20 protein-coding genes are annotated in these 21,653 nt (G+C 69.5%); 15 read left to right on the top strand and 5 right to left on the bottom strand.

Annotated features, from left to right (window positions below; all coding sequences use genetic code 11):
- Positions 1 to 277: 277 nt before the first annotated feature.
- From miaB to gloA, 11 genes are all read left to right on the top strand, one after another.
- A complete protein-coding gene (gene miaB / locus WKR98_RS20890) occupies positions 278 to 1,645 on the top strand; it encodes a tRNA (N6-isopentenyl adenosine(37)-C2)-methylthiotransferase MiaB (protein ID WP_341434578.1) in 1,368 nt (455 codons plus the stop codon).
- Positions 1,642 to 2,661: a PhoH family protein gene (locus WKR98_RS20895; RefSeq protein ID WP_341434579.1), complete on the top strand. Its 1,020-nt coding sequence runs from the start codon at positions 1,642 to 1,644 to the stop codon at positions 2,659 to 2,661. The genes miaB and WKR98_RS20895 overlap by 4 nt, the downstream gene beginning before the upstream one ends.
- Positions 2,633 to 3,136, top strand: coding sequence for an rRNA maturation RNase YbeY (ybeY, locus tag WKR98_RS20900; RefSeq protein ID WP_341434580.1), 504 nt, complete (start codon positions 2,633 to 2,635; stop codon positions 3,134 to 3,136). Before WKR98_RS20895 ends, ybeY begins: the two co-directional genes overlap by 29 nt.
- A gap of 28 nt (positions 3,137 to 3,164) precedes the next feature.
- The gene (locus WKR98_RS20905) at positions 3,165 to 4,061 is read left to right on the top strand and encodes an HlyC/CorC family transporter (protein ID WP_341434581.1); all 897 of its coding nucleotides are present in this window, start codon (positions 3,165 to 3,167) and stop codon (positions 4,059 to 4,061) included.
- Positions 4,062 to 4,069: 8 nt separating this feature from the next.
- Positions 4,070 to 5,704: an apolipoprotein N-acyltransferase gene (gene lnt, locus WKR98_RS20910; protein ID WP_341434582.1), complete on the top strand. Its 1,635-nt coding sequence runs from the start codon at positions 4,070 to 4,072 to the stop codon at positions 5,702 to 5,704.
- Positions 5,705 to 5,814: 110 nt separating this feature from the next.
- Complete coding sequence (glyQ, locus tag WKR98_RS20915; protein ID WP_124690704.1) at positions 5,815 to 6,714, top strand: glycine--tRNA ligase subunit alpha; 900 nt, start codon at positions 5,815 to 5,817, stop codon at positions 6,712 to 6,714.
- Positions 6,715 to 8,847, top strand: coding sequence for a glycine--tRNA ligase subunit beta (gene glyS, locus WKR98_RS20920; RefSeq protein ID WP_341434583.1), 2,133 nt, complete (start codon positions 6,715 to 6,717; stop codon positions 8,845 to 8,847). It begins immediately after the preceding gene.
- Positions 8,848 to 8,990: 143 nt separating this feature from the next.
- Positions 8,991 to 9,566 (top strand): D-glycero-beta-D-manno-heptose 1,7-bisphosphate 7-phosphatase, encoded by a 576-nt coding sequence (gene gmhB, locus WKR98_RS20925; RefSeq protein ID WP_341434584.1) that lies wholly within the window; start codon positions 8,991 to 8,993, stop codon positions 9,564 to 9,566.
- Positions 9,566 to 10,318 carry a lysophospholipid acyltransferase family protein gene (locus WKR98_RS20930; RefSeq protein ID WP_124690707.1) on the top strand — a complete coding sequence of 251 codons (753 nt, stop codon included), beginning with the start codon at positions 9,566 to 9,568 and terminating at the stop codon, positions 10,316 to 10,318. Before gmhB ends, WKR98_RS20930 begins: the two co-directional genes overlap by 1 nt.
- A 5-nt stretch (positions 10,319 to 10,323) precedes the next feature.
- Positions 10,324 to 11,256: a M48 family metallopeptidase gene (locus tag WKR98_RS20935; RefSeq protein ID WP_124690708.1), complete on the top strand. Its 933-nt coding sequence runs from the start codon at positions 10,324 to 10,326 to the stop codon at positions 11,254 to 11,256.
- A gap of 51 nt (positions 11,257 to 11,307) precedes the next feature.
- Positions 11,308 to 11,703: a lactoylglutathione lyase gene (gene gloA / locus WKR98_RS20940; protein ID WP_124690709.1), complete on the top strand. Its 396-nt coding sequence runs from the start codon at positions 11,308 to 11,310 to the stop codon at positions 11,701 to 11,703.
- A gap of 19 nt (positions 11,704 to 11,722) precedes the next feature.
- On the opposite strand, the gene WKR98_RS20945 is transcribed toward gloA, so the two are convergent.
- Positions 11,723 to 12,892: an FAD-dependent oxidoreductase gene (locus WKR98_RS20945; RefSeq protein WP_341434585.1), complete on the bottom strand. Its 1,170-nt coding sequence runs from the start codon at positions 12,890 to 12,892 to the stop codon at positions 11,723 to 11,725.
- A 128-nt stretch (positions 12,893 to 13,020) separates the two neighbouring features.
- On the opposite strand from WKR98_RS20945, the gene WKR98_RS20950 reads away from it, so the two are divergent.
- Both WKR98_RS20950 and WKR98_RS20955 read left to right on the top strand, forming a co-directional pair.
- A complete protein-coding gene (locus WKR98_RS20950) occupies positions 13,021 to 13,962 on the top strand; it encodes an AraC family transcriptional regulator (RefSeq protein ID WP_341434586.1) in 942 nt (313 codons plus the stop codon).
- Positions 13,963 to 14,075: 113 nt separating this feature from the next.
- The gene (locus tag WKR98_RS20955; protein ID WP_341434587.1) at positions 14,076 to 15,305 is read left to right on the top strand and encodes a nucleoside recognition domain-containing protein; all 1,230 of its coding nucleotides are present in this window, start codon (positions 14,076 to 14,078) and stop codon (positions 15,303 to 15,305) included.
- On the opposite strand, the gene WKR98_RS20960 is transcribed toward WKR98_RS20955, so the two are convergent.
- Positions 15,287 to 16,213, bottom strand: a complete 927-nt coding sequence (locus WKR98_RS20960) for a LysR substrate-binding domain-containing protein (protein WP_341434588.1) — start codon at positions 16,211 to 16,213, stop codon at positions 15,287 to 15,289. The two genes, WKR98_RS20955 and WKR98_RS20960, sit on opposite strands and share 19 nt — an antisense overlap.
- A 131-nt stretch (positions 16,214 to 16,344) precedes the next feature.
- On the opposite strand from WKR98_RS20960, the gene WKR98_RS20965 reads away from it, so the two are divergent.
- Positions 16,345 to 17,205, top strand: coding sequence for a polysaccharide deacetylase family protein (locus WKR98_RS20965; RefSeq protein ID WP_341434589.1), 861 nt, complete (start codon positions 16,345 to 16,347; stop codon positions 17,203 to 17,205).
- 54 nt (positions 17,206 to 17,259) lie between these two features.
- Entirely contained in the window at positions 17,260 to 18,228 is a 969-nt protein-coding gene (locus WKR98_RS20970) for a Bug family tripartite tricarboxylate transporter substrate binding protein (protein ID WP_124690715.1), read from the top strand.
- A 27-nt stretch (positions 18,229 to 18,255) separates the two neighbouring features.
- Here the strand turns inward: WKR98_RS20970 and rsmA are convergent, their stop codons facing one another.
- The 3 genes from rsmA to WKR98_RS20985 form a co-directional block, all read right to left on the bottom strand.
- The gene (gene rsmA / locus WKR98_RS20975) at positions 18,256 to 19,035 is read right to left on the bottom strand and encodes a 16S rRNA (adenine(1518)-N(6)/adenine(1519)-N(6))-dimethyltransferase RsmA (RefSeq protein WP_341434590.1); all 780 of its coding nucleotides are present in this window, start codon (positions 19,033 to 19,035) and stop codon (positions 18,256 to 18,258) included.
- On the bottom strand, positions 19,032 to 20,033 hold the full coding sequence (gene pdxA / locus WKR98_RS20980; RefSeq protein ID WP_341434591.1) for a 4-hydroxythreonine-4-phosphate dehydrogenase PdxA: 1,002 nt from the start codon (positions 20,031 to 20,033) through the stop codon (positions 19,032 to 19,034). The genes rsmA and pdxA overlap by 4 nt, the downstream gene beginning before the upstream one ends.
- Positions 20,034 to 20,210: 177 nt before the next feature.
- Entirely contained in the window at positions 20,211 to 21,608 is a 1,398-nt protein-coding gene (locus tag WKR98_RS20985) for a peptidylprolyl isomerase (protein ID WP_341434592.1), read from the bottom strand.
- Between the last annotated feature and the right edge of the window lie 45 nt (positions 21,609 to 21,653).

Consider the following 21,653-nt stretch of genomic DNA (forward strand, 5'->3'; position numbering starts at 1 on the left):
GGCCAATAGGGAGCACACAATGCCGCGCCTCAATATGCTCGCGGGGGAAGCGCGGTATCGGTGTCGGACAACAACCCTGCCAGGCGCTGGGGATCTGCGGATTCCGCCGGCGCCCGTAGCGGCAAAGCAATCATCTGAGGCTTCAGTCTAGCCCGGAGGGACTGACAGAGACCTGAACACGGCGCCCGCGTGGCGTCCGGCCAACCGTGCCCCCTCTGTTAAAATGTCCTGTTCCGCCTTTCTGCCCCCGGGCTATAACCCCGTCACGGCAATCGACATGAGCCATCCCACTCCCCGCAAGCTGTACATCCGCACCTTCGGCTGCCAGATGAACGAGTACGACTCGGACAAGATGGTGGACGTCCTGAACGCCGACCAGCCGCTGGAAATCACCGACCGTCCCGAAGACGCGGACATCATCCTGTTCAACACCTGTTCGGTGCGCGAGAAGGCGCAGGAAAAGGTCTTCTCCGACCTGGGCCGCGCCAAGATGCTCAAGCGCGAGAAGCCCGACCTGGTCATAGGCGTGGGCGGCTGCGTGGCCAGCCAGGAAGGCGATGCCATCGTGGCGCGCGCGCCCTATGTCGACGTGGTGTTCGGTCCGCAGACGCTGCACCGGCTGCCCGAGCTGATCGCCAGGCGGCGCGCCTCGGGCGTGTCGCAGGTGGACATCAGCTTCCCCGAGATCGAGAAGTTCGACCACCTGCCGCCGGCCCGGGTGGAAGGCGCCACCGCCTTCGTGTCGATCATGGAAGGCTGCAGCAAGTACTGCAGCTTCTGCGTCGTGCCCTATACCCGCGGCGAGGAAGTCTCGCGCCCGTTCGAGGACGTGCTGACCGAGGTCGCCGACCTGGCGGACCAGGGCGTCAAGGAAGTGACGCTGCTGGGGCAGAACGTCAACGCCTATCGCGGCAGCATGGGCGGCTCGACCGAGATCGCCGATTTCGCGCTGCTGCTGGAATACGTGCACGACATCCCCGGCATCGAGCGCATCCGCTACACGACCTCGCACCCCAAGGAAATGACGCCGCGGCTGATCGAGGCCTACGCGCGGCTGCCCAAACTGGTGTCCTTCCTGCACCTGCCGGTGCAGGCGGGCAGCGACCGCGTGCTGGCGGCGATGAAGCGCGGCTACACGGCGCTGGAGTTCAAGTCCATCGTGCGCAAGCTGCGCGCCGCCCGGCCCGGGCTGTCGCTGTCGTCGGACTTCATCGTGGGCTTTCCCGGGGAAACCGAAGAGGACTTCGAGAAGACCATGCGGCTGATCGACGAGGTCGGCTTCGACACGTCGTTCTCGTTCGTCTATTCGCGCCGCCCCGGCACGCCGGCGGCCGATCTGGCCGACGATACGCCGCAGGCCGTCAAGCTCGCGCGCCTGCAGCGCCTGCAGGCGCTGATCAACGACCAGGCCGCGGCGATCAGCCAGGGCATGGTCGGCACCACGCAGCGGGTCGTCGTCGAAGGCCCGTCGCGCAAGGATCCCAACGAACTGATGGGCCGTACCGAGAACAACCGTATCGTGAATTTCCCCGCGCCCGCGCGGCTGGTCGGCCAGGTGGCCGACATCCGCATCACCACGGCGCTGTCGCACACGCTGCGCGGCGAGGTCGTGACGCGCGAGACGGCCGGAGGGGTGTCCGCATGACGGCCGCCTCCCGCGCTTCCCACCGCCGCGCCGCGCCGGTCGTCGTCTCGCTGGGCGACGACAACGCCCGGCTGTCGAATCTTTGCGGCCCACTGGACGAGAACCTGCGTCAGCTGGCCGCCGCCTACGGCGTCGAGCTGGCGCGCCGCGGCCACCGCATCACGCTGGAAGGCGAACGCGCCGACGCGGCCTCGGCGGCACTGCAATATCTGTACGAACACGCCGACCAGCCGCTGTCGGTGGACCAGCTGCAATTGAATCTGGTCGAGCTGGGCGCGATGACCGCCGCCCACGACACCGACGAGGACACGCCGCCGCAGGGCGCCCCGGGCGAGACCGAGGTGGTGCTGCGTCTGCCGCGCCGGCAGGACCTGCGCGGCCGCACGCCTCGCCAGCGCGACTACCTGCGCAACATCCTGACGCACGACATTTCTTTCGGCATGGGTCCGGCCGGCACCGGCAAGACCTATCTGGCCGTGGCCTGCGCCGTCGATGCCCTGGAGCGCGAGTCGGTGCGCCGCATCGTGCTGACGCGGCCCGCGGTCGAAGCGGGCGAGCGGCTGGGTTTCCTGCCGGGCGACCTGACGCAAAAGGTCGACCCCTACCTGCGCCCGCTGTACGACGCGCTGTACGACCTGATCGGCTTCGAACGCGTGACCAAGCTGTTCGAGAAGCAGACGATAGAGATCGCGCCGCTGGCCTACATGCGCGGGCGCACGCTGAACCATGCCTTCGTGATCCTGGACGAGGCGCAGAACACCACGCCCGAGCAGATGAAGATGTTCCTGACCCGCATCGGCTTCGGCAGCAAGGCGGTCATCACCGGCGATCCGTCGCAGGTGGATTTGCCCAAGGGCCAGCGCAGCGGCCTTTTGGATGCCTCGCAGGTGCTGGCTTCGGTACAGGGCCTGTCGTTCACCCAGTTCACCAGCGGCGACGTCGTGCGCCACCCGCTGGTGGCGCGCATCGTCGACGCCTACGAGAAACATGGCCAGCAGCAAGCCCCGGGCCGCTGACGCGCCCGCCGCCGCGCCGGCGCTGTCCCTTGCGATCCAGTACGGGCGGGAAGAGCCTCGGCTGCCGCGCTGGCGGCTGCGGCGCTGGGTGGCCCAGGCGCTGCGGGCGCCCGAACTGGCCGGCGTGGCGGGGGTCGTCCTGACGCTGCGGCTGGTGGGCGCCGCCGAGGGCAGGCGGCTGAACCGCGATTTCCGCCAGCGCGACTATGCCACCAACGTGCTGACCTTCGAGTACGGCGCGGATCCGGATGGCGTGGTGGGCGGCGACATCGTGCTGTGCCTGCCGGTGCTGGCGTCCGAGGCGCGGGCGCAGAAAAAGCCGTTTTTGCATCACGCCGCCCATCTGGTGGTCCACGGCGTGCTGCATTCCCTGGGCTACGACCACCTGAACGACCGCGACGCCCGGCGGATGGAGGCCCTGGAGACCCGTATCCTGGCCGAGATGGCAATACCCGACCCGTATCGGGTATCCTAAACTTTTGCAACACTTGTCCTATTGGACGATGTCAGACACCTCCCCTAGTCCGGCGTACGTTTCGCGTACGCCCAAACAACCTCCCAGAACCTTCTTCGAACGGCTTTCGGCGCTGATCCACCGCGAACCGGAAGACCGCGAGGACCTCAAGGCCGTGCTCGAGGCCGCCTACAGCCGCGACCTGCTCGACGCCGAGGCGTTGTCCATGATCGAGGGCGTGCTGGCGGTTTCCGAGCTCACGGCGGGCGACATCATGATCCCGCGCTCGCGCATGGACATGCTGGAAGTCTCGCAGCCCATCGACGTCCTGCTGCCCACCATCATCGAGACCGCGCATTCGCGCTTCCCGGTGTTCGAGGACAGCCGCGACAACGTCATCGGCATCCTGCTGGCCAAGGACCTGCTGCGCTACATGATCGACCGCGAACTCGACCTGCGCACGCTGCTGCGGCCGGCGGTCTTCATTCCCGAATCCAAGCGGCTGAACGTGCTGCTGCGCGAATTCCGCAGCAATCGCAACCATATCGCCATCGTCGTCGACGAGCACGGCGGCACCGCCGGCCTGATCACCATCGAGGACGTGCTCGAGCAGATCGTGGGCGAAATCGAGGACGAGTTCGACGACGCCGCCGTCGAGCAGTCCATCTTCCCCGACGGCAAGAACCGCTGGCGGGTCATGGCGCTGACCAACATCCGCCGCTTCAACGAAACGTTCGGCTCGTCGCTGGACGACGACGAATACGACACCGTGGGCGGCTGGATGGCCGGCACCCTGGGCCGCATCCCCCGGCGCGGCGACCGCATCGAACGCGACGACCTGCGCATAGACGTGATCCGCGCCGACGCCCGCCGCGCGCTCTGGCTGCGCGTCTCCCGCCTGGCAGCTGGCTCCGCGCCGGCCTCCCCGCTCCCCAACCAAGGTTGACTCCGCCCGTGCCCCTGTCTTATGCCGCGCTGGCCGGAGCGCTGATCCTCGGCATGCTACAGGGGTTGGCCTTCGCGCCCACTCCGTTTCCAGCCTGGTTCCTGCCGGTGCTGCAGTTATCCACCTTCGGCGGCATGAGCTGGCTGATCTGGCGCGCCACGAGCCTGCGGGGCGCCATATGGATCGGCGCGGCCTTCGGCGCCGGCACCTTCCTGGTCGGCGTGTCCTGGATCTACATCAGCCTGCACGTCTATGCCTTCATGGCGGCGCCGCTGGCGGCGCTGGGCGTGGGCCTGCTGGCCGCCTATCTGGCGCTGTATCCCGCGCTGGCCACCGGCGTGGCATGGTGGCTGTCGCAGCGGCCAACCGCCGCGGACGGCCCGGCCCGGCTTGCCTCGCCACTGACCTGTGTGCTGGCGATGGCGACGGCCTGGACCGGTGCGGAATGGCTGCGCGGCGTCCTGTTCACCGGGTTCCCCTGGCTCAACATCGGCTATGCCCACGTCGACGGCCCGCTACAAGGCTGGGCGCCGCTGCTGGGCGTCTACGGCGTGGCCTTCACCGCCGCGCTGACCGCCTCGGGGCTGGTCTGGGCGGCCAGCGCCGCCGCCGAGCGCGGCACCGCCAGTCTCGCGGCCGCGCTGCGCCCGGGATGGCGGGCGCCTGCGGCGGCGCTGGCCGTGCTGCTCGTCGGCATGGCGGGCGCGGCCTGGAACTGGGTGCGCCCCTACGGCGCGCCGCTGACGGTCCGGCTGGTGCAGGCCAATATCCCGCTGGCCGACAAGTTCGATCCGGCCCAGATCTGGCAGGGCATGGACCTGCACCGCGATCTGGCCGAGGCGCCGCGGGCCGACGGCAAGCCCATTGCCCTTACGCTGCTGCCCGAGACCGCCGTGCCGGTATTCCAGGACCAGCTCAGCGCCGAGGCCTGGAAGGAATGGGTGGACAGCGCCGCGCTGCGCGGCGGCACGTTCGCGCTGGGCGTAGCCATGCGCGACATCCATCCCGACCGCGACTACTACTACAACAGCGTCATCTCGCTCGATGGCCGCAGTTCGCCGGAACAACTGGTAGCCGGCCGCGTCGCGCACCGCTACGACAAGCGCCATCTCGTCCCCTTCGGCGAATTCGTGCCGCCCGGCTTCCGCTGGTTCGTGGATGAAATGGTCATGCCGCTGGGCGACTTCGACCGGGGCCGGGAACGGCAGAAACCGTTCGACATCGGCGGCCAGTACATCGCGATGAACATCTGCTACGAAGACGTGTTCGGCGAGGAACTGCTGCCCGCGGTCCGGCCCGGCCCGACCGATCCTGGCGCCACCATCCTCGCCAACGTCAGCAACCTGGCCTGGTTCGGCAATTCACTGGCGCTGCCCCAGCACCTGCAGATGTCGCGCATGCGGGTGCGCGAGACCGGGCGCCCCATGCTGCGCGCCACCAACACCGGCATGACGGCGGTGGTGGACGAGCGGGCGCAGGTGGTGGGCGAACTGGCGCCGCACAGCGTCGGCGCGCTGGACGCGACGGTGCAGGGCACCACGGGGCTCACGCCCTACGCACGCACCGGCAACGTGCCCATCCTGTTCATCGTCGCGGCCCTGCTGGCGGTGCTCGGCTGGCTGCGGATCCGTCGCGTGGACTGATACGCCGCGGCGCCCCGGGGCGCCATCCCTCCGCATTTCGCCAGGGCCAGTTAAAATCCAGGGTTTCGCCGTGCCGCAAGGCCGCCCGCGGCCGCATCTACTCCAACACCATGCTGACATTTCAACAAATCATTCTCCGACTCCAGGAATACTGGAGCCAGCAAGGCTGCGCCCTCCTGCAGTCCTACGACATGGAAGTCGGTGCCGGTACGTCGCACACCGCCACGTTCCTGCGGGCGCTCGGCCCCGAGCCCTGGCGCGCGGCCTACGTGCAGCCCTCGCGCCGCCCCAAGGACGGCCGCTACGGCGAGAACCCCAACCGCCTGCAGCACTACTACCAGTACCAGGTGGTGCTCAAGCCCTCGCCCCCGAACATCCTCGACCTCTACATCGGTTCGCTGCAGGCGCTGGGGATCGATCCCCAGGAACACGACATCCGCTTCGTCGAAGACGACTGGGAAAACCCGACGCTGGGCGCCTGGGGACTGGGCTGGGAGGTCTGGCTCAACGGCATGGAAGTGACGCAGTTCACCTATTTCCAGCAGGTCGGCGGCATCGACTGCAAGCCCATCATGGGCGAGATCACCTATGGCCTGGAACGCCTGGCCATGTACCTGCAAGGCGTCGAAAGCGTCTACGACCTGGTCTGGACCGAGGCGCCGGACGGCACGCGCGTCACCTACGGCGACGTCTACCACCAGAACGAAGTCGAGCAGTCCACCTACAACTTCGAGCATTCGTCGGCCGAGACCCTGTTCCGCCATTTCAACGACTACGAGGCCCAGGCCAAGCGCCTGGTGGAAGTGCCGCTGGCGCTGCCGGCCTACGAAATGGTGCTCAAGGCGGCCCACACCTTCAACATGCTCGATGCCCGGGGCGCGATCAGCGTCACCGAGCGCGCCGCCTACATCGGCCGCATCCGCAACCTGTCGCGCGCCATCGCGCAGGCGTACTACGAATCACGAGAACGACTGGGCTTTCCCATGCTTGCACGCAAGGAGGCCGCGTAAATGCCGGCCGCTCACCCCCTCCTGCTGGAACTGTTCACCGAGGAACTCCCCCCCAAGGCGCTCAACCGCCTGGGACAGGCCTTCGCCGAAGGCATCGCCGCCGGCCTGAAGAGCCGGGGCCTGCTGGCCGACGGCAGCACCACCACCGCCTATGCCACGCCGCGGCGGCTGGCCGTGCGCCTGTCGGCCGTGCTGCCGCAAGGGGCCGACAGCGAATTCTCCGAAAAGCTCATGCCCGTGAGCGTGGGGCTGGACGCCAGCGGCCAGCCCACGCCCGCGCTGCAAAAGAAGCTCGCGGCCAAGGGCCTGGAAGGCGTCGACGTGTCCGGGCTCGCGCGCGAGTCGGACGGCAAGAACGAACAGCTCGTCTATCGCGGCATCGCCAAGGGCGCGGTGCTGGCGCCCGCCCTGCAGGCGGCGCTGGAAGACACGCTGGGCAAGCTGCCCATCCCCAAGGTCATGAGCTATCAACTGGCCGACGGCGTCACCACCGTCCGCTTCGTGCGCCCCGCGCACGGCCTGGTGGCGCTGCACGGCGACACGGTGGTCGACATCTGCGCGCTCGGCCTGCGCGCCGGCCGCAACACGCGCGGCCATCGCTTCCAGTCGCGGGCGACGATCGAACTGCCCTCGGCCGACGCCTATGAAGCGCTGCTGCACGAACCGGGCCGCGTGATCGCCTCGTTCGACCAGCGCCGCGCCGCCATCGAACGCCAGCTGCGCGACCAGGCCGCGCGCCTGCAGGCCTCGCTGGGCGACGAGGCCGACGTGGCCTCGCTGCTGGACGAGGTGTGCGCGCTGGTCGAGTACCCCACGGTCTACGTGGGCGAGTTCGAATCCGAATTCCTTGCCGTGCCCCAGGAATGCCTGATCCTGACGATGCGGCTGAACCAGAAGTACTTCCCGCTGTTCGACGCGGCCACCGGCAAGCTGACGCACCGCTTCCTGATCGTCAGCAACATGGCCCTGGCCAACCCGTCCAACATCGTCGAGGGCAACCAGCGGGTCGTCCGGCCGCGCCTGGCCGACGCGCGCTTCTTCTTCGAGACCGACAAGAAGGTGCCGCTGGCCGGCCGGGTCGAACAGCTCGGCACCATCGTCTATCACAACAAGCTCGGCACCCAGCTCGAACGCGCGCAGCGCGTGCGCGCGCTGGCGCGCTGGGTGGCGGGCGCGATCGGCGCCGATCCCGAGCGCGCGGACCGCGCCGCGCTGCTGGCCAAGGCCGACCTGGTCACCGGCATGGTGGGCGAGTTCCCCGAACTGCAGGGCGTCATGGGCGCCTACTACGCGGCGGCCGACGGCGAGGCCTCCGACGTGGTCGAGGCCATCCGCCAGCAGTACCGCATCCGCCTGGACCAGCCCGTCGACGCCGACGGCGCCACCGCCGCCGCGCTGTTCGTGGCCGAGCGCGCGGAAACGCTGCTGGGCATCTGGAGCATCGGCCTGGTCCCGACCGGCGACAAGGACCCCTACGGCCTGCGCCGCGCGGCGCTGGGGCTGATCAGCGCGTTCGAGCAGCTCGACGCGGGTGGGCGCCTGTCCGCCGGCGGCGCCGGGCTCACGCTGGACGGCCTGCTGGCACGGGCGGCGGAAACCTTCGCCACGCCGCCCACGGCGGCCCAGATCGACGAGGTCCGCGCCTTCGTGTTCGAACGCTACCGCAACCAGCTGGCTGGCCAGTTCGACCGCGCCGCGGTCGATGCCGTGGTCGCCGTGGCGCCGCCCCTGGCCCAGGTGCCGGCGCGGGTGCGCGCGGTGGTCGCCTTCTCGGCGCTGCCCGAGGCCGCCGCGCTGGCTGCCGCCAACAAGCGCATCGGCAACCTGCTCAAGAAGGTCGAGGGCGAGCCGGGCGCGGTCGACGAAGCCTTGCTCAAGGAACCGGCCGAACAGGCGCTGGCGCAAGCCGTGCGCACGCTGCGGCCGCAGGCCGAGGGCAAGTTCGCGCAGGGCGACTTCGCCGGCGCCCTGACGGTGTTGTCGCAGGCCCGCGAGCCGGTCGACGCCTTCTTCGCCGACGTCATGGTCATGGCCGAGGATCCGGCCGTGCGGGCCAACCGCCTGGCGCTGCTGGCCGAACTGCACCGCACGATGAACCACGTGGCCGATCTGTCCCGTTTGGCAACCGCCTGACATGATGAGCCCCCCCCTACGCGCTGACGCGCGCCCCCCAGGGGGCGACGCAGGCGGACCGGCAAAGCCGGATCCGCTGCGTCCCGGAGCGAGTCGCGCCCGTTTCATGCGATGCGTATCGTGCCACACCATGGATACCTGACATGCCCACCACTCCTGCCCGCCCCAAGCTGGTGGTCCTGGACCGCGACGGCGTCATCAACCAGGACAGCCCCGACTTCGTCAAATCGCCCGACGAGTGGATTCCGCTGCCCGGCGCGCTCGAAGCCATCGCCCGCATCAACCAGGCCGGCTATCGCGTCGTGGTCGCCACCAACCAGTCGGGCCTGGGCCGCGGCCTGTTCGACGCGGCCACGCTGAACGCCATCCACGCCAAGCTGCGGGCGTCGCTGGCCAAGCATGGCGGCGCCATCGACGCCATCTTCATCTGTCCGCACGCGCCGGACGAGGGCTGCGACTGCCGCAAGCCGCTGCCCGGCCTGTATCGCGAGATCGCCCGGCGCTTCGAGTCCGACTTGCACGGCGTGCCCTCGGTGGGTGATTCGGCCCGCGACCTGGAAGCCGCCGCTGCCGCCGGCTGCACGCCCTGGCTGGTGCTGACCGGCAACGGGCCCAAGACCCTCGCCAAGGGCCAGCTGCCGGCGGGAACGGTGGTCTGGAACGACCTGGGGGAAGTCGCCGACGCGCTCGAAACCGCCGCCCAGGCCGAGGAGCACTGATGCGCTGGCTTCGCTCGCTGTTGTTCTCGATCTTCTTCATCGTCACGGTGATTCCCTACGCCATCCTCTGCGTGCTGTGGCTGCCCCTGCCCCTGCGGTGGCGCTACCGGTTCACGATAGGATGGCCGCGCCTGATGATCTGGGGCGGCCGCTGGATCACCGGCATGCGCTGGCGCATCAAGGGCTGGGACAATCTTCCCGACCAGCCGGCCATCCTGCTGCCCAAGCACCAATCGACCTGGGAAACCATGTTCTTTCCCGCCTGGATGCCGCGCGAAGTCTGCTACGTGTACAAGCGCGAGCTGAACTGGGTGCCCTTCTTCGGCTGGGGTCTCGCGGGGCTGCGCATGATCGCCATCGACCGCAAGAAAGGCAGCGACGCCTTCGAGCAGGTCGTGGCGCAGGGCCGCGAACGCCTGGCCGCGGGCCGCTGGATGGTCATGTTCCCGGAAGGCACCCGCATCGCCCCGGGCAAGAAGGGCAAGTACAAGAGCGGCGGCGCGCGCCTGGCCGCGCGCACCGGCGCGCTGGTCGTGCCCATCGCCCACAACGCCGGCGAATGCTGGCCGCGCAAGACCTTCGTCAAGCGTCCCGGCCTGATCACCGTCTCCATCGGCCCGCCTATCGATCCGCAAGGCCTGACCGCCGACGAGATCAACCGCCGAGTCGAGGACTGGATCGAGGCCGAGATGCGCCAGCTCAACCCCGAGCGCTATCCGGATACCCGGGGCGCCGAACGCGCCGCCGGCTAGCCTCCATGGCCACACGCCCCGCTTCCGACACCGGCGCGCCCCCGGCTCCGCAGCGGGAGTCCGGTCCCCACTCCGCGCAGCTCGACCTGTTCGCCGAGCCGCCCCAGGCCGTGGCCGTTCCGGCGCCGCCGCCACCCGTCGCCCGCGCGCCCGCCGCGCCGCCGCCTGCCCCCGCCATCCAGTTGCCGCCCGGCGCGCGCTGGCACGAAGTGGTGGCCGAGGGACAGCGGATACGCTTCGTCCTGCAACGCTCGCGCCGCCGCACCATCGGCTTCCTGATCGGCGACGACGGCCTGCGCGTGACCGCGCCGCGCTGGGTCGGCCTGGCCGAGATCGATGGCGCCGTCCGCGAGAAGGCGCGCTGGATCCTGTCCAAGCTGCACGAATGGCAGTTGCGCCGGGAACGCCTGGCGTTGAACCAGACGCGCTGGGAAGACGGCGGCGACCTGCCCTATCTGGGCCGCCGCATCGTCATGCGCCTGGACGCGCAGCGCGACACGGCGCTGGCCACGGCCGACCTCGACGCGCCCGCCGACGGCGACGTGCTCTGGCTGGGCCTGCCGTCCGACGCGACGGCGGCCCGCATCCGCGACACCGTCCAGGCCTGGCTGCAGGGCCGCGCCCGCGTCCTGTTCGACGTCCGCCTGCTGGATTTCCTGGCCCGCACCGGCCTGACCATCAACCGCTGGCGGCTGTCGTCGGCCGCCACGCGCTGGGGATCGTGCACCAGCGAGGGCAACATCCTGCTGAACTGGCGCCTGATCCATTTCCCTGTCGGCATCATCGACTACGTCATCGCGCACGAGTTGGCGCACCTGCGCGAGATGAACCACGGCCCGGGCTTCTGGGCCGAAGTCGGCCAGCTGATGCCCGGCTTCGAGGACGCCCGCGATACCTTGCGGCGCCACGATCCGGGCAGCCTGCCGCGGTTCGACTAGGCCTGTTTACACTAGGGCCTGTTCCCCTTCCCACGATTAGCGAGGTAACCCATGCGACTACTCCACACCATGCTCCGCGTCGGCGACATGCAGCGCTCGATCGACTTCTATACCAAGGTCCTGGGCATGCGCCTGCTGCGCAGCAAGGACTACCCCGACGGCAAGTTCACGCTGGCCTTCGTCGGCTATGAAGACGAGAAGGACGGCTCCGTGCTCGAACTCACGCACAACTGGGGCGTGGAGAAGTACGACCTCGGCACCGGCTACGGCCACATCGCCGTGGCGGTGGACGACGCCTATGCCGCCTGTGACCGCGTGCGCGAACTGGGCGGCAAGGTCACGCGCGAGGCCGGTCCCATGAAGCACGGCACCACGGTCATCGCCTTCGTCGAGGACCCGGACGGCTACAAGATCGAATTCATCCAGGCCAACACCCACAAGGACTGACGCGCTATCGCGGCGGTCGCTACCGGCCCGCCGCGCGCAGTCGCTCCAGCTCGGTGAAGAAGCCGTCCACCTTCGCCTGCCCTTCCCGCCGCAACGCCTCGTCGCGCCGCGCGCATCCCTGGGCGTCTTCCAGCGCGCCGGCCTGCCCCACCTGCCGCGAGACATCCTGCACCAGCCTGCACATGGGATGGCGGCGCCGGCCGAATGCCAGCAAGGCCTGCTCCGGCGTCGCTTCCGACCCCAGCGCCTCGGCCAGCACGACCGCATCCTCGAGCGCCATCGCGCCGCCCTGTCCCATGAAGGGCGTCGACGCATGGGCGGCATCGCCGATCAGCAGGATCCGCCCGCGGTGCCAGGGCAAGGGGGCGATCACCTCCTCCACGCCGGTGTAGAGCACCTCGGCGCCTTCGCCCAGCTGATCCAGGAAGGGCGCCGCCGGGCCCCTGAACTCGGCGAAGCGCTCGCGCATCAGCGCCGGCCACTCGGCACGCTCGTACCAGGAGTCCTGGGGTTCGAGCATCACGCCGAACAGGTAGAGCTTCTCGTCGCTGATGGGCATGATGCCCAGGCGCTTGCCCGTGCCCATCATCATGATCTTGGCATCGAGGCCCCGCGGGCGGTCGTGCACGCTGCGCCAGACGCCGAAACCCGAATAGCTCGGCACCAGTTCCGGAAACGCGTCGGCCCGTACCTGGGAGCGGATGCCGTCGGCGCCGATGACGAGATCGCAGGCGACTTGCGTGCCGTCGGACAAGGCCACGCGCATCGGTCCGTCGTCCTGGCCGGACGGCAGGCTTGCCAGCGTCGTGCCGAGCTTGAGCACGATGCCCAGCTCCTCGATGCGAGCCGCCAGGATGCGATGGAGTTCGGCGCGCTTGATGCCCAGGATGGCGGGCAGCCCGTCCAGCGAGGGATAGACCGTCTCGACGATGAACGAGCCGTCCGGGCCGAAATAGCGGTTGCGTCCGCCCGGCACGGCGAACCCCGCCTGGAGGATCGGCGCAAGCACGCCGATCTCGCGCAGCGCCCGCAGGCCATTGCTGTAGATGAAGAGGCCGGAACTCTGGAATTGCCAGGCCCGCTGTTTTTCCACCAGGGTCACGCGCATGCCCTGCTGCGCGAGCGCGATCGCGGCCGAACAGCCGGCGATGCCGGCGCCGACGATCAGGGCGTGGTCGATTCGAGGCATGATAATCTCCGTGTCGATGCCGTAAGTGTCGATGCCGCCGGCGCCCGCCTCAACCCTCGGGACGCCGGATCCGGGCACCAGGCGTCCGGAAATCCGCCACGCGGCCCCGCCCAGACCTCCGACCCCGCATGCACGCCTCCGGTGACCTCCTCAGCCGCCTGCTGGCCCACTGGCGATCCGATCGCGCGGTAACGGCCCGCTTCGCGCTGTCCGCGCCCTGGGCCCTGCGGTCGGACGGCGTGGAAGGCGCGCTGATCAGGATGGCAGCGGACACGCCCTACTGGATCGCCCTCGACCACGATACGCCGCAGCGGATCGAGGCCGGCGACATCCTGATGCTGCCCCACGGCGACGCCCACACCATCTCGTCCGCGCCCGGGCTGTCGGCGCGCCCCTTCCAGCCGCTGATCGCCGCGCACCAGGTCGGCGCCCACGGCGACCGGCCCATCGTGTTCTCGCACGGCGGCGACGGGCCGGTCACCGGCATGTTCTCGCTCCACCTGTGGATGCCGGACAGCGGGCCGGGCACGCTGGTCGACACCCTGCCCCGCCTGATCGTGATCCGCCAGCGCGAAACGCCGGTGACCGCGGCGCTGGCGCAGACGATGGCCTCGCTGGTCGACCAGTCGCTGCTGCAACCGCCGGGGTGGCAGTTGGCCACCGCGCGCATGGCCGACCTGCTGCTAGTGCACATCCTGGGGGAACATCTGCGCACATCGGCCGAACGCCGCACCGGCATGTTGCGCGGCATGGCGGACCAGGGCATCGCCCGCGCCATGCTGGCCATCCACGACCATCCCGGGCGCCCCTGGACGGTCGCCATGCTGGCCTCGGCCTGCTATCTCTCGCGCACCGTGTTCAGCGAACGCTTCCGGCAACTGGTCGGTATGACGCCCATGCAATACCTGACCTCATACCGCATGGCCGTCGCCGCCGAGAAACTCAAGGATCCCGCCCTGACCCTGGACGAGGTTGCCGCCGCCGTCGGCTACGAATCGGACAAGGCCTTCGCGCGCGCCTTCCAGCGCTGGAACGGCATGACGCCGGCGGCCTACGCCCGCCGCCGCTGACCACCCGCCAGGCTAGGGCATGCGAGCCTCTTTTAGTGTGAACAGGCCCTAATCGCTACAATCAGCGGACTGCCGCGCCCGCCGGGCCGGCGCCTTCCCCACTCCTGTCGCGCATGCTGAACAAACTCTGGCTGGGATTTTTCATCGCCGCGGCCGCCGCCGCCCTGGCGCGCTGGGGCATCGCCCACGACCCGTCGGTCTTCCAGGCCATGGTCGCATCGCTGTTCGCGATGGCCAAGCTGTCGGTGGAAGTCATGGTGCTGCTGTTCGGCACCATCGCGCTGTGGCTGGGCTTCCTGAAGATCGCCGAGCAGGCCGGGCTGGTCGATGCGCTGGCGCGCATCCTGGGGCCGCTGTTCGCGCGGCTCATGCCCGAGGTGCCGCGCGGCCATCCCGCCATCGGCCTGATCACGCTGAACTTCGCTGCCAACGTGCTGGGCCTGGACAACGCCGCCACGCCCATCGGCCTGCGGGCGATGAAATCGCTGCAGACGCTCAACCCCAGCACCACCACGGCCAGCAACGCGCAGATCCTGTTCCTGGTGCTCAATGCCTCGTCGCTGACGCTGCTGCCGGTCACCATCTTCATGTACCGCGCGCAGCAGGGCGCGGCCGATCCCACCCTGGTCTTCCTGCCCATCCTGCTGGCCACCAGCGCCTCGACGCTGGCCGGCTTCCTGTGCGTGGCGGCGGTGCAGCGCCTGCGGGTCTGGGATCCCGTGGTGCTGGCCTGGGTCGGCGGCACCGCGCTGCTGCTGGGCAGCTTCATGGCCTTCCTGTCCACGCTGTCGGTGGCGGCGCTGGGCGCGCTGTCCTCGCTGCTGGGTAACCTGACGCTGTTCGCGCTGATCCTGTTCTTCCTGGTCGTGGCCGCGATCCGCAAGGTTCCCGTCTACGAAAGCTTCATCGAAGGCGCCAAGGACGGCTTCGACGTGGCCAAGGGGCTGCTGCCCTATCTGGTCGCCATGCTGTGCGCGATCGGCGTGCTGCGGGCCTCGGGCGCGCTCGACTTCGTGCTGGACGGCCTGCGCCTGGCGATCCAGTGGCTGGGTTTCGACACCCGTTTCGTGGATGCCCTGCCGACCGCGCTGGTCAAGCCTTTCTCGGGCAGCGCGGCGCGCGCGCTGATGATAGAGACCATGCAGAACCACGGCGTGGACAGTTTCCCCGCGCTGCTGTCGGCCACGGTACAAGGCAGCACGGAAACCACCTTCTACGTGGTGGCGGTGTACTTCGGCGCGGTCGGCATCCAGCGCACGCGGCACGCCGTGGGCTGCGCGCTGCTGGCCGACCTGGCGGGCGTGCTGGCCGCCATCGGCGTGTGCTACTGGTTCTTCGGCTGATCGATCGGCCGCGCGCCCTTGGCGTGCGCGAACGCCCGCAGCGAATCGAGCATCAGCGCCAGCATGTGCGCCGCCGCCGGCGACAATGACCGGCCCGCGCCATGCAGCACGCCGACGCGGCGCTCGATGCGCGGCGCCGTCAACGGCACGAACGCCAGGTCGTGTTCCACCCCGGGCCGCGCCAGGGTCGGCAGCACGGTAATGCCCAGGCCCGCCTTCACGGCGGCGATCAGCGACGTGCGGTTCTTGATCACCAGATGGGGCCGCTGCAACAGCGCCGCCATGCGATGCTCGCGCAGTGCGTGGAAGGTGGTGTTCTCGATGATGGGTTCGCCTTCCAGTATCCGCCAGGGTACCGACCGTCCTCGCCCCGCGATGGGATGGTCGTGGCGGCAGACGACGCCGAACGTATCCTGGGCCACGGGTATGCAGCGCAGGCCCGCGAGATCCGCGCCCACGCCGGCGATGCCGAGCTGGGCCTCGCCGCTGGCCACCATGGGGCCGACCTGGGGCGAGGACACGTCGGCGATCTTCAGGCTGACGCCGGGATAGTCCACGGCGAAGCGCCGCAGCATCAGCGGCAGCCATTCCTCCGCCAGCGACGGCATGACGGCCAGGGCGATCGAGCCCTGTTCGCCCGCGGCCAGCAGGCCGACCTCGTTCTGCACGCGGTCGTGCAGCGCCACCAGCTCGCGCAGCAGCGGCAGCACCGATTCGCCCAGGGGCGTGAGGCGGGCCTGGTGTCCATGCTCGAACAGGTTGCCGCCTATCTGCGCTTCGAGATTCTGCATGGCCAGCGTGACCGCGGCCTGGGTGCGGTGAGTGTCCTCGGCCGCCGCCCGCAGGCTTTGCCGCGTGGCGGCGATGACGAACTGACGAAGCTGGGGGATCTTGAACGCGTCGGGCATGGAGATAACGGCCGATTTCCAATAAGACTTAATTTTAATTAAAAAAGTTAAAATTGTTAAAAGTCCAGGAAGAACGGATAGTGGGCGGCATCACCACGGCCAGACCGTGGGCAACGTCAACCGGAGACTTCATGTCCACTCCCGCATCCATGTGGCCGGGCGGCGCGCGCATCGTCGTGGCGCTGACCTTCCTGGTCGAAAGCTGGTCCGAGGGCAAGGCCCCGCCCTACTCGCCCATGACGAGTCCGCCCAAGCCGGGCGCGAAGGACCTGGCCGGCATCACCTGGTCGGAATACGGCGCGCGGGCCGGCGCCTACCGGCTGATGCGGCTGGCGCGCGATCGCGGGCTGCCCGCCACGTTCTGCGTCAACGCGCGGGTGGCAGAACTGTTTCCCGAGGTCATCCACGCCATCGTCGGCCAGGGCTTCGAGCTGGCCGGGCACAACTACGCGCAGGATGAAGTGCTGCCCGGCCTGGACGAGGCGCAGGAACGCGCCCTGATCCGCAAGAGCCTGGACATCCTGCAGCGCACCTCCGGCGTGCGGCCCCAAGGCTGGCTGAGCTCCACCATCGCGACCACCGAACGGACCGCGGACCTGCTGGCCGAGGAAGGCATGCTCTGGCACGGCGACTACAACTACCTGGACCTGCCCTGCCAGATCCAGACCCGGCACGGCGGCATGGTCGCCATCCCGCACAGCGACTTCGCCGACAACCGGGTGCTGCGCGCGGCTCCGCGCGACTTCTTCCAGTGCTACCGCGACACCTTCGATTTCCTGTATCGCAAGGAGCCGAACGCGTTCATCAACATCACCGTGCATGGCCACTTCGGCGGACGGCCGCTGATCAGCGCGATGCTGGACGAGGTGCTGGGCTACATCGCCTCCCATCCCGGCGTCTGGTTTCCCCGGCACGACGAACTGGCCCACTGGGTCAACGAAAACCGCATCGGCTTCATTTCCTATTCCGAGCGCTTCCCGCAGCAAGCCTGACACGGCGACGGCCGCCGCTCGCGCGGCCGCGACCACGAACATCAAGGAGACACCATGAACCCCATGAGGCGGGCGCTGGCCGCCCTGTGCCTGATGCCCTTGCCGGCATTGGCCGGAACCTATCCCGACCGCCCCGTCCGGGTGGTCGTGCCTTTCGCGGTGGGCGGCGCCGCGGACACGGTCGCGCGGTCCGTGGCCCAGAAGCTGGGCGAGGCGCTGGGCCAGGCCTTCATCGTCGACAATCGCGCCGGCGGCAACAGCATGATCGGCTCCGAACTGGTGGCGCGGGCCGCCCCGGACGGCTACACGCTGCTGATGCAGCTCGGGCCGCCCCACAATACGCTGCCGTTCTTCTCGCGCAACGTGCCCTACGACCCGGTCAAGGATTTCACGCCGGTGGCGATGATAGGCACGGCGCCGCAGGCCATGGTGGTCAACGCCAAGCTGCCCGTGAAAGACCTGAAGGAGTTCCTGGCCTACGCCAAGGCGCGGCCCGGCAAGCTCTCGTACGGGACGTCGGGCGTCGGTTCGTCCCAGCAGCTGGGCGGCGAACTGCTCAAGGCCTCGACCGGCATAGACATGATCCACGTGCCCTACAAGGGCGGCGCGCCGGCGCTCAACGACGTGGTGGGCGGACAGGTGCCGGTCGGCATCCTGGTGCTTTCCAACGTCTTGCCCCACGTGAAGGCGGGCAAGCTGCGCCTGCTGGGCGTGCTGCAGGCCGAACGGGCCAAGGCCGCGCCCGACGTGCCCACGCTGGCCCAGGCCGGCCTGCCCGGTTTCGCCGTACCCGACACCTGGGTGGGCCTGCTCGGCCCCGCCGGCATGCCGCCGGCCGTGATCGAGAAACTGCGCGCCGGCATCGAACAAGCCCTGGCCTCGCCCGATCTTCAGGAACGCCTGGAAACCGCGGGCTTCGAGGTCGAGGCGCATCCTTCTCCGGAAAAATTCGCCTCGCTGCTGGCCGGCAGCGTGGACACCTACCGGGGCATTGTCGCCAAGGCGGGCATCCAGCCCGAATGACGCGCCCGTCGCGGCGGGCCGGCGCGGTCAGGCCACGCCGGCTGCGTGCAGCACGTCGGCCATGGCGATGAACTGCGCGACCGACAACTCCTCGGCGCGCGCGGTCTCCGGTATTCCCAGTTGCTGCCACGGCACCAGCGCCGCCCAGTCGCCCATGCCCCGCCGCAGCATCTTGCGGCGCTGGGCGAATGCCCGGGCCACGGTGGCGGACAGGGCTTCCTCGCTGCGCGCGCGCGGACGGTCGGCCGGCAGCGGAATCATGCGCACGACGGCCGAGACCACGCGCGGCGGCGGATCGAAGGCCTCGGGCGGCACGTCGAACAGCTTCTCCATGTCGTAGCGCGACTGCAGCATGACCGACAGGCGGCCGTAGTCGGCATCGCCCGGCCGGGCCACCATGCGGTCGATGACTTCCCGCTGCAGCATGAAATGCTGGTCGCGCACCTGGTCGGCGTAGGTCATCAGGTGGAACAGCAGCGGACTGGAAATGTTGTAGGGCAGGTTGCCCACCACGCGCAGCGCTTCGCCGAACGGCGCGAAATCCACGGTCAGCACGTCGGCCTCGGTCACCTGCAGGCGCTCGGGCGCATACTGCCCGCGCAGGCGCGCCGCCAGGTCGCGGTCGATCTCGACGACCTTCAGGCGATCGAGCTTGTCCAGCAGCGGCCGGGTCAGCGCCGACAGGCCGGGGCCGATCTCGACCACGTTGTCGGACCGGCGCGGGTTCACCGCGCGGACGATGGAGTCGGTGATGCTTTCGTCGACCAGAAAGTGCTGGCCGAAGCGCTTGCGCGCCTGATGTTTCATGCGGAAACTCCGGAGCCGGCATCCGCCTGGGTGCCGGTTCGTATCATCTGGAGGGCCGTGACGATGGCCTCCTGCAAACTGCCGGGATCGGCCTTGCCCGTTCCGGCCAGGTCGAGCGCGGTGCCATGGTCCACCGAGGTCCGCACATAGGGCAGGCCCAGGGTGATGTTGACGCCGTGCCCGAAGCTCGCGTGCTTGAGCACGGGCAGGCCCTGGTCATGGAACATGGCCAGGGCCGCGTCGAACTGCGCGACGTGCGCGGGCACGAACAGCGTATCGGCGGGCAGCGGCCCGCGCGCATCGATGCCGGCGGCGCGGGCCCGCGCGATGGCCGGTTCGATGACCTCGATTTCTTCCCGCCCCAGGTGCCCGCCTTCGCCCGCGTGCGGATTCAGGCCGCACACGGCAATGCGCGGGTGCGCCAGCCCGAAGCGCCGGCGCAGGTCGGCATCCAGAATGCGCAGCACCTGGTCCAGCGTCTGCGCGGTGACCGCATCGGGCACCGCCCGCAGCGGCAGGTGCGTGGTCGCCAGCGCCACCCGCAGGCCGCCGCCGGCCAGCATCATCACGACCTTGTCGACCCCCGCCCGCTCCTGCAGGTATTCGGTATGTCCCGAGAAAGCCACGCCGGCATCGTTGATCACCCCCTTGTGGACCGGCGCCGTGACGATGGCCTGCGCCCGGCCATCGGCCACCATGGCAATGGCCGCATCCAGCGTGTCGAGCACGTAGCGCCCATTGGCCACCGCCAGCCTGCCCGGCTCGGACGGCACGCGCAGCGGCACGTGATGCACCCCCACCCCCGCCAACGCCGCGGCATCCTGCCCGCCGCGCTGCGCGAGCAGATCGCGATCCCCCACCAGCACCAGCTCCACATCCGCCGGCACCCGCCCCGCCCCGCGCTCGCCCGCGAACCACGCCGCGGCCGCGACCGACAACTCAGGCCCGATCCCCGCCGGTTCGCCGGTCGTCAAGACCAGCCTGCGCATCGCACTCATCTCACTCATCCGCCGATCAATACCGGCCTCAACAAGAAGAAACAAAAAACGGCGCCCAAAACGCCGTCCCCCACCAGCCGGGTAGTCCCCCAGGGCACAGCGGATCCGGCTCCGCCGGTCCGCCAGTGCCGCCCCCTTGAGGGGGCGCGCGAAGCGCGTAGGGGGTGGGCCTCCCCCTCAGGGCGTAGGGGGGGGGCTCAACCTCATTTCGACATAGGCCTTGTCCCGCAACTGCCGAGCCCAGTCCTCGTACGCCTGGTCCAGCTTGCGCTGGAACAGCGTCTGACGCGCCTCGGCACGCTGCCGCTCGCGGCCGACGTCCTGCGTGCGGCGCTCGACGACCTGGATCAGGTGCCAGCCGAACGGCGACTGCACGGGCTCGCTCACCTGGCCGGGCTGCAGCGCATCCATGGCGCGCTCGAACTCCGGCACGGTTTCCTGGGGCGACAGCCAGCCCAGGTCGCCGCCCTGCGGCGCCGAGGCATCGTTGGAATATTGCCGGGCCATGTCGGCGAAGCTCGACCCGCCCTGCACGATGCGCTGGCGGATGTTGGCCAGGCGCTCGCGCGCCTGCTCGGCGGTCAGCACCTGGGTCGGCCGGATCAGGATGTGCCGGGCATGCGTCTGCCGCACGGGCATCGCGCCAGCGCCGCCACCGGCACCGCCGGACGACTTGCGCTCGACCAGCTTGATGATGTGGAAACCGTTGCCGCTCTGGATGATCTCGCTGATGCCGCCCTGGCTCAGCTGCGCCACCGCGTCGACGAACATCGACGGCCAGCGGTCGGTGGGACGGGACCCCAGGTCGCCGCCGCGCAGGGCCTCCTCGCCGTCCGAGGACGAGGCCGCCAACTGGGCGAAATCGGCGCCGCCGCGCGCCTGCTGGAGCAGGGTCTCGGCCTTGCGGCGCAGGCGCGCCACCATGTCGGACGAACTGCCCTCGGGCACGCGCACCAGGATCTGTGCCAGCGACAGGTCGGAAGGCGCGCCCTCGTGCTGCTCGGACAGATAGGCATCAATCTCGGGTTCGGAGATCTGGATCTGGCTGTCGACCGCGCGTTCGCGCAGGCGCATCAGCGTGATTTCCTGCCGCAGGTCGTCGCGGTAGACCGAGAACGGCAGGCCATCGCGCTCGATCTGGTCACGCATCTGCGAAACCGACACGTTGTTCTGCTGGGCGATCCGGCTGATGGCGCGGTCGAGCTGCAGGTCGTCGATGCGGATGCCGGTCTGCGCGGCCTCCTGCAACTGGGTCTTCTCGACCACCATGCGTTCAAGCACCTGCTTCTCCAGCGTGGCCGCGTCCGGCGGCGCGATCTGCTGGCGCGCCAGCGTGGCCTGGGCGGCGTGCACGCGGGCGTCGAGTTCGCGGCGGGTAATGACGTCGGTGTTGACCACGGCGACGATATTGTCACCCAGCTGGATGCGCGAACCGCTGGTGCTGCGCGGCGCCTGCGCAGCCGGGGCCGCCGGCGCGGCCGGGGCCACGGGAGCCTGGCTGGCGGGCGGCGCGGGCTGCGGTGCCAGCAGGGTCGGCCCGTTGCCGCCCGGCGCGCCGCCGAGGTCACCTGGCATGCGCAGCCCCTGGGCCACCGCCGACCCACCCGCCAAAGCGGCCAG

Source organism: Pigmentiphaga sp. YJ18 (genome assembly GCF_038066655.1).
In the GTDB taxonomy this organism is placed as follows: domain Bacteria; phylum Pseudomonadota; class Gammaproteobacteria; order Burkholderiales; family Burkholderiaceae_B; genus Pigmentiphaga.

Bases quoted from the DNA above. Each gene is read 5' to 3' on its own strand.
- miaB (WP_341434578.1), top strand. From the start codon at position 278: ATGAGCCATCCCACTCCCCGCAAGCTGTACATCCGCACCTTCGGCTGC.
- WKR98_RS20895 (WP_341434579.1), top strand. From the start codon at position 1,642: ATGACGGCCGCCTCCCGCGCTTCCCACCGCCGCGCCGCGCCGGTCGTC.
- ybeY (WP_341434580.1), top strand. From the start codon at position 2,633: ATGGCCAGCAGCAAGCCCCGGGCCGCTGACGCGCCCGCCGCCGCGCCG.
- WKR98_RS20905 (WP_341434581.1), top strand. From the start codon at position 3,165: ATGTCAGACACCTCCCCTAGTCCGGCGTACGTTTCGCGTACGCCCAAA.
- glyQ (WP_124690704.1), top strand. From the start codon at position 5,815: ATGCTGACATTTCAACAAATCATTCTCCGACTCCAGGAATACTGGAGC.
- glyS (WP_341434583.1), top strand. From the start codon at position 6,715: ATGCCGGCCGCTCACCCCCTCCTGCTGGAACTGTTCACCGAGGAACTC.
- gmhB (WP_341434584.1), top strand. From the start codon at position 8,991: ATGCCCACCACTCCTGCCCGCCCCAAGCTGGTGGTCCTGGACCGCGAC.
- WKR98_RS20930 (WP_124690707.1), top strand. From the start codon at position 9,566: ATGCGCTGGCTTCGCTCGCTGTTGTTCTCGATCTTCTTCATCGTCACG.
- WKR98_RS20935 (WP_124690708.1), top strand. From the start codon at position 10,324: ATGGCCACACGCCCCGCTTCCGACACCGGCGCGCCCCCGGCTCCGCAG.
- gloA (WP_124690709.1), top strand. From the start codon at position 11,308: ATGCGACTACTCCACACCATGCTCCGCGTCGGCGACATGCAGCGCTCG.
- WKR98_RS20945 (WP_341434585.1), bottom strand. From the start codon at position 12,892: ATGCCTCGAATCGACCACGCCCTGATCGTCGGCGCCGGCATCGCCGGC.
- WKR98_RS20950 (WP_341434586.1), top strand. From the start codon at position 13,021: ATGCACGCCTCCGGTGACCTCCTCAGCCGCCTGCTGGCCCACTGGCGA.
- WKR98_RS20955 (WP_341434587.1), top strand. From the start codon at position 14,076: ATGCTGAACAAACTCTGGCTGGGATTTTTCATCGCCGCGGCCGCCGCC.
- WKR98_RS20960 (WP_341434588.1), bottom strand. From the start codon at position 16,213: ATGCCCGACGCGTTCAAGATCCCCCAGCTTCGTCAGTTCGTCATCGCC.
- WKR98_RS20965 (WP_341434589.1), top strand. From the start codon at position 16,345: ATGTCCACTCCCGCATCCATGTGGCCGGGCGGCGCGCGCATCGTCGTG.
- WKR98_RS20970 (WP_124690715.1), top strand. From the start codon at position 17,260: ATGAACCCCATGAGGCGGGCGCTGGCCGCCCTGTGCCTGATGCCCTTG.
- rsmA (WP_341434590.1), bottom strand. From the start codon at position 19,035: ATGAAACATCAGGCGCGCAAGCGCTTCGGCCAGCACTTTCTGGTCGAC.
- pdxA (WP_341434591.1), bottom strand. From the start codon at position 20,033: ATGAGTGCGATGCGCAGGCTGGTCTTGACGACCGGCGAACCGGCGGGG.
- WKR98_RS20985 (WP_341434592.1), bottom strand. From the start codon at position 21,608: ATGCCAGGTGACCTCGGCGGCGCGCCGGGCGGCAACGGGCCGACCCTG.